Source organism: Acidobacteriota bacterium (genome assembly GCA_028875575.1).
Classification (GTDB): Bacteria; Acidobacteriota; Terriglobia; order Versatilivoradales; family Versatilivoraceae; genus Versatilivorator.
Map to the genome: position 1 here is coordinate 82,154 of JAPPDF010000097.1, position 13,163 is coordinate 95,316.

At 63.3% G+C, this 13,163-nt stretch carries 8 protein-coding genes; 6 read left to right on the top strand and 2 right to left on the bottom strand.

What is annotated here, in order from left to right:
• Positions 1-233 precede the first annotated feature (233 nt).
• From OXI69_16515 to gndA, 6 genes are all read left to right on the top strand, one after another.
• Positions 234-1,616 (top strand): hypothetical protein, encoded by a 1,383-nt coding sequence (locus OXI69_16515; GenBank protein ID MDE2667747.1) that lies wholly within the window; start codon positions 234-236, stop codon positions 1,614-1,616.
• A 31-nt stretch (positions 1,617-1,647) separates the two neighbouring features.
• The gene (locus OXI69_16520) at positions 1,648-4,158 is read left to right on the top strand and encodes a PPC domain-containing protein (GenBank protein ID MDE2667748.1); all 2,511 of its coding nucleotides are present in this window, start codon (positions 1,648-1,650) and stop codon (positions 4,156-4,158) included.
• A gap of 52 nt (positions 4,159-4,210) precedes the next feature.
• The gene (locus tag OXI69_16525; protein ID MDE2667749.1) at positions 4,211-6,649 is read left to right on the top strand and encodes a DUF1549 and DUF1553 domain-containing protein; all 2,439 of its coding nucleotides are present in this window, start codon (positions 4,211-4,213) and stop codon (positions 6,647-6,649) included.
• 53 nt (positions 6,650-6,702) lie between these two features.
• A complete protein-coding gene (locus OXI69_16530) occupies positions 6,703-8,163 on the top strand; it encodes a DUF1501 domain-containing protein (protein MDE2667750.1) in 1,461 nt (486 codons plus the stop codon).
• A 76-nt stretch (positions 8,164-8,239) separates the two neighbouring features.
• On the top strand, positions 8,240-9,055 hold the full coding sequence (locus tag OXI69_16535) for a hypothetical protein (GenBank protein ID MDE2667751.1): 816 nt from the start codon (positions 8,240-8,242) through the stop codon (positions 9,053-9,055).
• A gap of 57 nt (positions 9,056-9,112) precedes the next feature.
• Complete coding sequence (gene gndA / locus OXI69_16540; GenBank protein MDE2667752.1) at positions 9,113-10,633, top strand: NADP-dependent phosphogluconate dehydrogenase; 1,521 nt, start codon at positions 9,113-9,115, stop codon at positions 10,631-10,633.
• Positions 10,634-10,916: 283 nt separating this feature from the next.
• Here gndA and OXI69_16545 read toward each other — a convergent pair whose 3' ends face one another.
• The gene (locus tag OXI69_16545; protein MDE2667753.1) at positions 10,917-11,534 is read right to left on the bottom strand and encodes an NAD(P)H-dependent oxidoreductase; all 618 of its coding nucleotides are present in this window, start codon (positions 11,532-11,534) and stop codon (positions 10,917-10,919) included.
• Positions 11,535-11,663: 129 nt separating this feature from the next.
• Positions 11,664-12,602: a 4-hydroxy-3-methylbut-2-enyl diphosphate reductase gene (ispH, locus tag OXI69_16550; protein MDE2667754.1), complete on the bottom strand. Its 939-nt coding sequence runs from the start codon at positions 12,600-12,602 to the stop codon at positions 11,664-11,666.
• Positions 12,603-13,163: the final 561 nt, after the last annotated feature.

Consider the following 13,163-nt stretch of genomic DNA (forward strand, 5'->3'; position numbering starts at 1 on the left):
CCTTTTTCAATATCGGGTGCGACTTGGTGAATACTGCTGTCTAGACACAAAAGGCACAATTTGTGATTTTGTGCCTTTTGTGGCCATTCCCGGCAAACGTCCCGCTGCCCGGTCCCGCCTTGACGGGAGAGTGGCGGAAGTCCTATCATTGCGGCAGGGTGAACACGTCTCCATCCGAAATCATTCAACCTACAGGTCGTCTGCCGATGACAGGCTATGGTCGGTCGTTTTCCATGAAAGCCTTGGGGGTATTTCTGCTTGCCTGGGCGGCGGTTCCGGTCGCCATTGGAGCCGAGGAGCCCGAAGAGAAACAGCCCGAGGCCGTCCCCAGCTACTACCGGGACATCCGGCCCGTGATCCAGCAGCACTGCCAGGGCTGCCACCAGCCGGCCATCATGCAGGGGCATCTCGACCTGACGCAGTACCGGACGCTTCTCCGGGGAGGGCACAGCGGTCCGGGCCTGGTCCCGGGAGATCCGGAGAGAAGCCTTCTGATCGCCATGATGGAAGACAGGCGTCCGCCCCTGATGCCGCTGGGCGGTCCGCCGCTGGGCCGGGAAATCATCGACAAGTTTCGAGCCTGGGTGAAAGCAGGCGCCCCCGACGACACTCCCGTCGAGCTCGGCAGGGTTTCGCAGAATGAGCCGCCCGTCTACACCTCGCCTCCCGTGATTACGGCCCTGACCTACTCGCCGGACGGTTCTCTGCTGGCCGTTTCGGGGTACCGGGAGGTTCTGCTGCACCGCTCCGACGGCAGCGGACTGGAAGGCCGCCTGGTGGGGCTCTCCGATCGCATCCAGTCGCTGGCCTTTACCCCCGATGGAAAAACCCTGGTGGCGGGGGGTGGGACGCCGGCCCGTTTCGGCGAGCTTCAGTTCTGGGACGTCGCCTCACGCAAGTTGAAACGCTCGGTCACTGTCTGTCAGGACACTCTCTTCGGGGTGTCCCTCTCACCCGACGGGTCTCGAGTGGCCTTCGGATGCTCCGACAGCACCGTCCGAATCCATGATGTGGCATCGGGGAAGGAATTGCTGAAAACCAACCACCACGAAAACTGGGTCCTGGGGACGCGCTTCGGCATGGATGGCAAGCGTATCGTCTCGGTGGGACGGGATTTCGCCGCCAAGTTGATGCATGCCGAGTCCGGAGCCTTCATCGAGAACCTCAATAAACTGAGGAAGGAACTGGCGGCCGTGACCCGCCATCCCAGCCGGGACCGGGTGGTGGTTGGCGGCGAGGAGCGAATCCCCTACTACTACCATATGGATCGGCCCAAGAAGATCTTTGCGGGCCAGGAAGGCACCTTGATTCGCGCCTTCGAACGCCAGTCCGGAGAAATTTTTGCCCTGGAGTTCAGCGCCGACGGGCAGAGGCTGGCGGTAGCCGGGGCAGGAGCCGAGGCCGCTATTTATGACGTGGAGAGTGGCGAACGTCTGGCGGCCTGCACCGGGCACGAGGCCGGGATCTACACCCTCGCCTTCCACCCGGGAGGCCGGGAGTTGGCCATGGCGGGGTTCGAAGGACGGGTTCGGATCCACGAGGTGGCCTCGGGAAAGCTGTTGCGGGACTTTGTTCCGGTTCCGATGAAAGCGGAGATGGCGGCCTCCGGCCCATAGTTCCGAGGACTTGGCGGGTAGGGAGAAGAGGATGATAAAGAACCACCGACGTGGCTGGAGGGCTTGCCGGAGAACCGGCCTGCTCGGGATCCTGATGCTTGGGGTTCTGGCGTCTTCGGCCCTGGGCGCCGGCCCGGCCCTGAAGCGGCTGGATCCGCCCGGAGCCCAGCGGGGAACCGCCTTCACCCTCACTCTGGTCGGACGTCACCTCCAGGCAGCCGAGATCGTCTCCAACCTGCCGGGCACATTCACTCCCCTGACCTCATCCGCTCAGGGGGCCTCGGCGGGCAAGGCGGAGGAAAAACGGCCCTTCCTGGTGGAGTTGCCGGGCGAAACGCCGGTGGGGCTCTACACCCTGAGGCTTCGCTCTCCCGAGGGGTTGTCCAACGCGCTGCTGTTCAGCGTGGGCGCCCTGCCGGAAGTTTCCGAAGAAGAGTCCCGCCAACCGGTCCACCAGGCCTTGAACAATTCCGTGGAAGGGAGCCAGGCGCTCGAGCTTCCGGCCACGGTTAACGGAACGCTCTCCGGACCCGACCGGGATGTCTACCGCTTCGAGGGCCGTAAAGGGCAACGCCTGGTGATCGAGGTGGAAGCCCGGAGGGCTGGTTCGGCGCTGGATCCGGTCATCCGGCTGTTGACGGCCGAGAAGAAGCAGATCGCCACCTCCAACGATACCCAAGGCCTGGGCGTGGACTGCCGGTTGGACGTCTCCTTGCCCGAATCGGGCCGCTACTACCTGATGCTGCACGACGCACGATTCAGTGAGCAGGAACAGAACTTCTACCGGTTGAAGATCGGGGAGTTCGCCTACGCCGCCGGACTCTTTCCCCTGGGAGGGAGGAGAGGTGAAAAGGTCCCGGTCCGGCTGGTGGGCGGCAACCTCAGGGGATCCAGGGAATTGACGGTGGACTTGAGCCGGGTCGGACCCGCGGCCGATTTCGCCACGGTGCCGGTGCCGGGCCCCCCGGGGAGCCTCCCGCTCCTGTTTGCGGTGGCCGATCTTCCGGAGACTATGGAGCCTCCCGCTGGCGCCGAGGCGAGTCTCGAGCCCGGAACCGTGGTCAACGGACGCATAGAGAAGCCTGGAGAGGTGGACCGTTATCGCCTGGCCGTCAACCCCGGAGAGGAGTGGATGATCCAGTTGGAGGCAGGTGGATTGGGGACCTCGCGCCTCTACGGCAGATTGACCGCCTCCGATGCCGAGGGGAATCGGCTGGCCTCGGCGGGGGACGACATTCCGGAAGTTGCCGTCTTCTCGGCAGTGCTGCGCGGGTTGAGGACCAGTTCCGACCCGTTTCTCAGAGTGAAAGTGCCCGAGGGAGTGCGAGAGTTGCTGGTGGCGGTGGAGGACCTGGTGGAGCGGGGAGGTCCGCTGTTCGGCTACCGGCTCATGGCGCGCCGGCAGGCGGCCGATTTCGTGCTGAGCCTGGCGACGCCCTATCTTAATATTCCGGCCGAAGGGACAGCGGCGGTTGAGGTCAACATTCAGCGCAGGGGGTACCTGGGAGAAATACAGCTCAGCATTGCGGACGCCGGAGAAGACCTGGTGGTCGAAGGCGGGCTGGTTCCGACCGCCTCCCTGGTGCAGGGCGAGAGGGCCCGTTCCGGTTCCGGCCTGCTGACTGTCACTGCCCGCAAGGGTGCGGCGCTGAGGCTGAGAGAATTGTCCGTCTGGGGAGAGGCGGTCCTGGAAAACGGCACACGGCTGCGCCGGAGGGCGAGAGGTCCCGGGTTGATCACCCAGGTTCAAAGCAGCCGGGGAACCGGACGGCCCGATCCCAACAACCGGGACGATCAGGCCCCCTTCGTGGCCCACTGGCTGGGGATGGAGCTCCCGGCCATGGTCTCCAATTCCCCCCTGGCCGCCCTGAAGGTGGAGGGCCCCGAGACTATCCGGCTGGTCCAGGGAATGCAGACTCAGTTGCCGTGGAAGTTCGAGAGTGCCGTGCCCGGTCTTCGCCCCCCGGAAAGGGTTGTCGCCAGTACGCCCGGATCTCGAGAAGTGAACACGAGGGTGGGCGAGGTCGGCGCCAGGTACATCAGCGAGGGATGGCTGAGGATCGGCACCACGGTGGGAACGCCTGTCCTGAAGTTCAACTTGGTTCTGTCCGGTCCGCTGGACGTGGATGGCACCCCGGCCACTGTTTACTCAAGGGTCATGACAGTTGACGTGGTGCCGGGATACCGCCTGAGCCTGGCGGGCGAAGGGATCGGGTTGAGTCCGGGTGGGGACGGGGAACTGCTGGGCAGGGTTGAACGGGAACCGGCCTTCAAGCAGCCGGTGAGCATCCGGCCGGAAAACTTTCCACAGGGTGTGTCCTGTCCCCCGCTGGAAGTTCCCGCCGATGAAGACGTATTTCGAGTGGAGTGCCGGGCGGAAGACTCGGCCACTCCCGGTGAGTATGAGTTCGAGATCACTTCCTCCTCCATGTTGGCGGGGAGAGAAAAGGAAAAGGTTCCCTACAGCATTGCTCCTCTGCGCTCCAAAATCGTGGTTTCAGCCGGGGAGGATACTGCCAGGGTTCTCCCGATCGAGAGGTAAGCGTTTCATGGTTTCAAAGCCGATAACGACCTGTCTTTGGGTGGGCAGCCTCATGCTGACATTTGCCGGCACGGGTCTGACGGACGGTGACGGTTCGACCGCGCCGCCGGCTGAAATCCGCGAGCTGCAAGTCCGGCCCGGCGGTCTGGTTTTCAGCAGGCCGGGAGAATTGCGCAGAATCCTGGTCACCGGTATCTCCGTCGACGGCGAGCGGCTGGACTTGACGGAAACGGCCCGGATCGAGTCGCAAGGCGGGATCGTCGAGTTGGGACCGGACAGTTATCTGCGGGCGGTGGAGGAAGGAGAGACCCGGGTGACGGTTCGGGCCGGCGGACATTCGGCCGAGATCGACGTGCGGGTAGACGCCTCACCCGGTGCCACAAGGACCACTTTTCTGCGGGACGTCCTGCCCATCATGAACAAGGTGGGATGTTCGCAGGGCGTCTGCCACGGGGCAGCCAAGGGCAAGAACGGTTTCAAGCTCTCCCTGCGGGGCTATGATGCTGAGTTCGACTATCAGGCGCTTCTCTTCGAGATGTCCGGCCGGCGCTTCAATCGAGCCGACCCGCCTCAGAGCCTGATGCTGGCCAAGCCCACCCAGCAGGTCGCCCACGGAGGCGGATTGCGGTTGAAGCCGGGTTCTTCCTACTACAACGCCATCCTGGAATGGATCGATCAGGAGGTTCCCTTTGGCGATCCCAAGTCGGACCGGGTGGTGGAGCTCAAGGTCCATCCGGGGGAGATCTTCATGCACGCCCCGGGGCGCAGCCAGCAGGTGGTGGTGGTGGCCCGCTACGCGGACGGATCGAGCCGGGACGTGACCCGGGAGTCCCACCTCGGTAGCAGCAACGGGGAGGCGGTGGCCGTGGAGGGGAGCGGGGTGAAGGGCATCCGTAGCGGAGAGTCGACCCTAATGGTTCGATACGAGGGTCAGTTCGAGATGGTTCCCGTGACCGTTCTCAACCCCCGGACCGGGTTCGTCTGGGCGGCCTTGCCCCAGTACAACTATATCGATGAACGGGTCGACAGTAAGCTGAAGCGGCTCAGGATACAACCCTCAGCGCTGGCCGAGGACGCCGAGTTCCTGCGCCGGGTCAGCCTGGATCTGACCGGCAAGACCCCTGAGCCGGAGCGGATTCGAACCTTTGTTCAGGATCCGACCGAGACCCACCGGAAGCGTTCCCGCGCCATCGATGAGCTGATCCGCAGCCAGGCCTACGCCGACTACTGGACCCTGAAGTGGGGCGATCTGCTGCGCAGCAATCGCAAGTTCATGAGCTACAAGGGCATGTGGGCCTTCCGCGAGTGGCTGCGCCAGTCCATTGCCGACAACAAGCCCTACGACGAGCTGGTTCAAGAACTGCTCACCTCCAAGGGGAGCACCTTCGAGAATCCGGCGGCCAACTTCTTTCTCTCGGCTCGTGGCCCCACAGCCGCCATGGAGACCACCACCCAGCTCTTTCTGGGGGTTCGGATGGTCTGTGCCCAGTGCCACGACCATCCCTTTGAAAAGTGGACCCAGAACCAGTATTTCGAAATGGCTGCCTTCTTCTCTGCTATCGGGGTGCGGCCGGGATTCGAAAGCGGCGAGGAAGTGGTCTATCTCAAGCGGGTCGAAAACGAGTTGAAGCACCCCAAGGACGGGCGAGTGGTGAATCCCCGGTTTCTGGTTGCGTCCGGCACCCCGCCATCCATACCCGCGGCGGCCGAGGGAGACCGCCGGCCGGCCCTGGTCGAGTGGCTTACTTCGAGGGAGAATCCTTTCTTTGCCCGGGCCATCGTGAACCGTGTCTGGAGCTACTTCTTCCACCGGGGGATTATCAGTCCGGTGGACGATATCCGCGCCTCCAATCCCCCCGTCAACGAGGCGTTGCTGGAAGCCTTGGCCAAGGATTTCGAAAAGCACGACTTCGATCTGCAGCACCTGATGAGGACCATCACCAATTCCCGCGTCTACCAGACCACCTTCCGCACCAACCCGTGGAACCGGCATGACGATCGCAACTTCTCCCACCAGATCCCCCGCCGTCTGGGCGCCGAGCCCCTGGCCGATGCCATCGCCCTGGCGACCGGGGTCCGTTTCGAACTTCCCGAAATGCCGGAAGACTACAGCGCGGTGCAGGTCCCCGATCCCCACGTGGGCAAGGGCGGCTTCCTGGACCTGTTCGGACGCCCGCAACGGGAAGAGCCCTGCGAGTGCGAGCGCCGCAGCGACGTCAGCCTGTCTCATGCCCTCAATCTGGTGAACGGCCCTACCTTGGCCGATGCCGTCTCCGCTCCCGAGGGCCGAATCGCCACCCTCATCCAGCAAGGAAAGTCGGACCGACAACTCATCGAGAATCTCCACCTGGCTACCGTGAGTCGCTCGCCGACCCCTCAGGAAATGCAGGTCGGTGTGAACCATCTGAATCATTCCGAAAGCCGGGCTGCCGGCGCTCAGGATCTGTTGTGGGCGCTGCTCAACAGCAATGGCTTTCTCTTTAACCGTTGAACCGGTATGATCATCCGTAAATACAAGCAAGCGTTTTCGGAAGGAGGGACAAAATGTTAGTGATTCCAGGCCGCGGCGGCAGTTTCTGCGATGGACCCACCCGCAGGGAGTTTCTGCGGGTCGGATCCGTGGGTTTATTCGGTCTCGGGTTGCCTCATTTCCTGGCCATGCAAAAAGCGCAGGCGGCCTCCACCCCCGACCTGGCGGCCAGGTACGCCGGAGTCCGGGGATTTGGCGCGGCCAAGCACGTGGTGCTGCTCTTCCTGCAGGGAGGTCCCAGCCATCTCGACATCTGGGATCCCAAGCCCGATGCTCCCTCCAACGTCCGTGGCGAGTTCAATCCGATCAAGACCAAGGTTCCCGGTATCCAGCTCAGCGAGACCATGCCCCTGCTGGCCGACCAGGTGGACAAGTGCACCTTGATCCGCTCCATGAGCTATACCCCCAAGGGTCTCTTCAACCACACCGCGGCCATCTACCAGATGCTGACGGGCTACCCTCCCGACAAAGTGGCTCCCTCGGGTCAGCTCGAGCCCCCCTCTCCGGCCGACTTTCCCACGGCCGGCTCGCACGTTTCCAAGATGATTCCGCCGGATGAGCCGGTTCTGCCCTTTGTGGAGCTGACCCGTCCCTTGCAGGAATCCAGCGTGATCGGCAAGGGGGGAGCCGCCGGCTTTCTGGGCAAGGCCTACGACCCCTATCGTCTCTACCAGGATCCCAATGAGTCCATCAACCTGGATGACCTGACGCTGCGCAAGGAAGTTTCGGAGCAGCGGCTGAAGGACCGCTACACGCTGCTGAAGGGGCTCAACCAGTCCATGCCGGAGCTGGAAAAGGCGGTGGGCAAGCACGCCCTGGGAGAGTACTACGAAAAGGCCTTCGACCTGGTGCTTTCCGGCAAGGCTCGAGATGCCTTCGATCTGGACAAGGAGTCCAGCCAGATGCGAGACCGTTACGGCCGAACCACCTTCGGCCAGGGGGCCCTGCTGGCCCGCCGACTGGTGGAAGCCGGAACCCGCTTCGTCCAGTTGAACTGGCCGGCCGTAGCCAACGGCAATCCCGAGGTGGATGCCTGGGACACCCACGCCTCCAACTTCAAGCCCTTGCGCAACCTTCACTGTCCCAAGTTGGACCGGGCCCTCTCGGCGCTGCTGGAAGACATGCACGAGCGCGGCCTGCTGGAAGAGACGCTGGTGGTGGCCGTGGGAGAATTCGGCAGATCGCCTCGCCTGGGCGTGAGCACTTCGGGCAACACCAACGCCCCCGACGGCCGGGACCACTGGCCCTACTGCTACACCGCCGTCATTGCCGGGGCCGGAATTCCGGGAGGCCAGCTGTATGGGGCCTCGGACGAGACCGGTTCCGCGCCCAAGGACAAGCCGGTCCACCCCAACGATCTCCTGGCGACCGTCTATTTCACCCTGGGGATCAATCCCGAAATGGAAGTGCTCAACCACCTGGAACAGCCCCGGGAACTGGTCAAGGGCCAGCCGGTGCTCGATCTCTGGTCCTAGTCTGTATTTCTCGCCGGGCCGTCGGCGATGTCTCGGGGGAAGAGATATTCATCAAGGGATACAGAGAGACTGATCGATGAGACGGACTATGGAAACCCGTGTGACCCTGCCCGAGGGATTTGAAGAGACAATGGCCATCCCCAACGCGGCCGAGCGGTTGCGGGAGGCCAGGGAAGTCGGCGATCGGCTGCTGGGCGCGGGGATCCCCTTGATGGATCACCCCGACCACTACGCGATCTTCTCGGAGCCGCCCCGCCTGTTGGCGGAGCCGCTGAGAAGCCGGGGGTACGTGGTCGGATCGGACAATCGCTGCTATCCCTCCCCGGTGGACGGCTGCGACTACATCAACGTGGCGGCCTCGCTGCCGGAAGTCAGCCCGGCGCGGGAAAAGGGCTGGCCCGACCACATCGCCGTGGTTCATCCCCTGGACGAGACCGGCTATAGCCGCATGATGGACCAGGGGTACGGAAACCCTTTCATCCATCACATCACCTGGGGCATCCGGCCACCGGCCGAGGCGCCCGACGATGAAGTCGAATTCGCCGGCAGCCTGATTTTCCGGATGGCTGATATTCGGGAACGGATCCGGGAACTTCTCCGGGAAGACCCGGGCACCTTGATCATGGCTCTACCCGGCAGGGTGGCCCAGGCTCCCGAGTTTCAGGCGCAACTTGCGGCCGCGTTGGGTGGAACGCCCGCGGACGAATACCAGGTGGAAGTGATGGAAGGGGGAGGATACCTCCTGCAGTTCTTCGTATTGACGGGCGGTCGGATCGAGGTGGCTCTCAGAGTCGGAACCCGCCAGACCTTCAACCCCAAGAGCGTCCACAAGATCTCCAAGGACGAGTTGAGCGTGGACCAGGGGCGGGCTGCCGGTTCGGAGACCATGTAGTTACGCAATAGTCCTGCCGTCGCACTCCTGTCCTTTTTCCCGAAAAGAAAGCATCGCATGGCTCAAAGCGCTGGCGCGGACGTGGGGCTGATCGGTCTGGCCGTAATGGGCCAGAATCTGGCCCTGAACATGGCCGACCACGGTTTCAGGGTGGCAGTCTACAACCGCACGCGATCGGTCATGGAACGGTTCGTGGTCGACAATCCCGAGACTCCCGGCGGGCTGGTGGCCTGCGCCACGCTGGCGGACTTTGCGGCAGCCCTCAAGAAACCGCGGAAAGTGATTATTCTGGTCAAGGCGGGGCCGGCGGTGGACCGGGTGATCTCACAGCTCCTGGAGGCGGGCATCGAATGCGACGACCTGGTGGTGGATTGCGGCAACAGCCTTTGGACCGACACCATCCGCCGGGAACGGGAATATTCGGGCCACTGCCTCTTTTTCGGGTCGGGAGTGTCGGGAGGGGAGTTGGGAGCCCGCTTCGGACCCTCGCTCATGCCTGGAGGGCAAGCCTCGGCCTGGAAGCACCTGGAGCCGATCTGGAACAGTATTGCGGCCAAGGTGGACGAGACCAGCGGCAGGCCCATGGAGACGGCAGAACCCGGAAAGCCCGTCCGGGGCGGTGTGCCCTGCACCAGCTACATCGGGGAGAACGGAGCGGGTCACTATGTCAAGATGATCCACAACGGCATCGAGTACGTGGACATGCAACTCATCTCCGAAGCCTACTTTCTCCTCAAGAAGCTGCTGGACTTGAAGTCGAATGAGCTGGCGGCCATCTTTACCGACTGGAACCAGGGGGATCTGGATTCCTATCTGATCCAGATCACGGCGGAAATCCTGCGCCAGCCCGATCCTGCCGACCGCGGCGGGTTCCTGGTGGATCGCATCCTGGATGCGGCTCAGCACAAGGGCACGGGAAAGTGGACCAGCGGGAACGCCCTGGACATGGGAATTCCGGCCAATTCCATTGCCGAAGCCGTATTTGCCCGCTACCTCAGCGCTCTCAAGAGCGAGCGCGTGGAAGCTTCCACGCAACTGTCGGGTCCCGCCTTCAGCTACCGGGGCGACCGCCGCGAACTGATTGCCGCCGTCCGCGACGCCCTCTACTGCTCCAAGATCTGCGCCTACGCCCAGGGTTTTCAGCTCATGCGCCAGGCCCAGGTGGAGTACCGCTGGAAGTTGGACTTCGCCTCCATCGCCAGGATTTGGAGGGGCGGGTGCATCATTCGCGCCCGCTTCCTGCAAAAGATCACCGAGGCCTACACTCGCGATACCGAGCTGGTCAACCTGATGCTGGATCCCTATTTCGAGGGGCAGATCCGGGAGGGGCAGGAGCATTGGCGCGAGGTGGTCAGCCTGGCGGCCCGGGCGGGGCTGCCGGCTCCGGCCTTCATGTCGGCCTTGGCCTACTACGACGGCTACCGCTCCGAGTCCCTTCCCGCCAATCTCCTGCAGGGCCAGCGCGACTATTTCGGCGCCCACACCTACGAACGAATCGACCAACCTCGGGGCGCCCGCTTCCACCTGGACTGGCCCCATCCCGAGCGTCCGCAAATCCCCATCGATTCCGGCGGGTAATCGCATCCCGGCCAGCGCCGGACCTTTAACCCGCATATCTCACCAGGCCGCTGAGCCTACGGTAGTAAAGTATTCGTGTTTAACATCTTGTGCCGCTTTGTATGGAGTCTTCAGCCTGCACACGGTGCTGGGCGTGCCCTGGCTTGTCCTTTTCCCCTCAGCGCATCCATGCTCGCTCGACCGTAGTGACCGCTACGCTCTTCGCTCCCGAGCACGCGCTGAGGGAAAAATGCCTGCGCCATGATCACGCCCCCTGGTGAGAAATGCGGGTTAACTCTATCGTTCAGGAGGATGACTGGAGGGTCCGTTCCGTGCGGGCACCGCGCACCGATTGCTCCAGGGTTGCGCGTGGACAGCTGCGGTTGTCGATGTAGTCCATCAGGTGGGTAGCCAGACCCCGAATCCGCTTTTCGATGGCCGCATCCAGGCACCGGCCTTCCCCGTCGAAGACCTTTTGGACCCGGGCGACCGAAACCGGTCCCGGCAGAACAAAGGCTCCCACGTGGGAGCAGACGCTGCCCAGGTGCTCCAGCGCCTTGACCGCGCCGATCTGGCCGGCCGCGGCTCCCAGCAGGGCCACCGGCTTGCCGGCCAGGGTGGAGGGGAATCCCAGGTTCTCGATGAACCGCTTCATGGCGCTGCTGTAGCTGCCGTGGTATTCAGGGGTAGCCAACAGAATCCCGGCAGCCCCCTTGACCAGGTCCTGCGCCCTGTGGGTAGCCTGGGACGGGCCCTGCCCCGGGAAGGGAAAATCGCTGGTGGAGAGATCGATCAGGTCCACCTGGACTTGGTGCCTGATTTGCAGTTCGTCGACCGCCAGCGCCAGCACCCTGCGGGTGTAGTTGCCGGGCCGGGAACTGCCCGACGCGGCCAGGATGTGAAGGGTTTCGCCGCGATTCATCGAAATTTCCCCTCCGTGGAGAGAGCCGGCCACGACCGGTCCGCCCGATTGAATTTTGCCTGTCTTGGGGATTGGCCGAAACGAGGTGGCGCCGTCAAAACAGTCGCGAGCCTGTGGAGACCGCACCGCTCATTGGGCCGCGATCTGAACCAGCTCCTGGGGGATGGCGAAGTGGACGCGTTCATCCTCCAGTTCCAGCCCCTCCACCTGGACAGCCCGGGAGGAACTCAGACGGTCCACCACCTGCAGGACAATCTCTTCAGGGGCCGAAGCCCCGGCGGTCACTCCCACCACCTCGGCCCCTTCCAGCCACTCGGGCCGAATCTCGGTTTCGTCGTTCACCAGGTAGGCAGGGACGCCGGCCGCATGTGCGGCCTCGGTAAGGCGCTGGGAATTGGAGCTGTTGGAGGATCCCACCACCAGCATGAGGTCCACGTGTCTGGCCACGTCCTTCACGGCGTTCTGGCGGTTCTGGGTGGCGTAGCAGATATCGTCCTTGGGAGGGGAGGTCAGTCGAGGATAGCGGGCTCGCAAGGCCTCGACGATCTGAGCCGTATCGTCCAGGCTGAGTGTGGTCTGGGTCAGATAGACTACCTTGTCGGGATTGGAGACCTGCAGGTCTTCGACATCCTGGACGGAACTGACCAGATGCATGGGGGCTTCGCCCATAGTCCCTTCGACCTCGTCGTGGCCGGGATGGCCGATCAGAATCAGGGAGTATCCCTCCCGGGTAAACCGAATGGCTTCCAAGTGGACCTTGGTGACCAGGGGACAGGTGGCGTCGACCACCCGAAGCTGTTTGTGTTCGGCCAATTGGCGGACAGCCGGTGAAACCCCGTGGGCGCTGAAGATGCAGATGGAACCGTCCGGGATCTCCTCCAGGTGGTTCACGAAGACGACCCCACGGCCGCCGAGACGCTCCACCACGTGGCTGTTGTGGACGATCTCGTGGAAGACGTAGATGGGCGGAGCGAGAAGATCCAACGCCTGCTCCACCACTTCGATGGCGCGGACCACCCCGGCACAGAACCCCCTGGGGTTGGCCAGAATGATTTTCCTGATTGGCACGGATGTTTTCCTTGCGGTGTGATCGCCTGCGGGGTCGGTCGTAGACAACTGAACCAATGTAGCATGTTTCCCGAAGCAGAAGCAATCGGGCTCGAAGACTCCGGCGGGATGGAAGTACCTCAGCGTATGGGGATCAATATTTTTCCACTCAAAATTCGTCCTTCCTGACCGTTGGCCGATCCCTCTCGAGCCTTCTCCATGTCCTTAGAGGAGCTTCGCGGATTGCTCTTTTTTGGCCTCTGGGGATGCCCTCAATTGTTTCAGATAAGTGCCGCCCCTGGCCTGGCGGGCGGATCATACGAGAGTGAAACAGGGGCCTCTAACGAACCTCGGAGACCGCCCCTCCACCGGCTCGATGGCGGGTTGACTCTCCTATCTGACGACCTTGCTAGTTCCGTTCCCCCCACCGGTTCGACTGCGGGCTTCGCTTTCGGGGCGCCGCGTTGGCCCCCCTCCGGCTCGGCTGCATGCTGCGGCCTGGTCGAAGGGACGCCGCGTTTGCCTCGCCGACTCCCCCTCAAGGGGGGAGTGATAGAGTTCTACCGGAAGCCTTGTGCTGGC

Coding starts and splice junctions, on each gene's coding strand:
- OXI69_16515 (MDE2667747.1), top strand. CDS start 234: ATGAAAGCCTTGGGGGTATTTCTGCTTGCCTGGGCGGCGGTTCCGGTC.
- OXI69_16520 (MDE2667748.1), top strand. CDS start 1,648: ATGATAAAGAACCACCGACGTGGCTGGAGGGCTTGCCGGAGAACCGGC.
- OXI69_16525 (MDE2667749.1), top strand. CDS start 4,211: ATGCTGACATTTGCCGGCACGGGTCTGACGGACGGTGACGGTTCGACC.
- OXI69_16530 (MDE2667750.1), top strand. CDS start 6,703: ATGTTAGTGATTCCAGGCCGCGGCGGCAGTTTCTGCGATGGACCCACC.
- OXI69_16535 (MDE2667751.1), top strand. CDS start 8,240: ATGAGACGGACTATGGAAACCCGTGTGACCCTGCCCGAGGGATTTGAA.
- gndA (MDE2667752.1), top strand. CDS start 9,113: ATGGCTCAAAGCGCTGGCGCGGACGTGGGGCTGATCGGTCTGGCCGTA.
- OXI69_16545 (MDE2667753.1), bottom strand. CDS start 11,534: ATGAATCGCGGCGAAACCCTTCACATCCTGGCCGCGTCGGGCAGTTCC.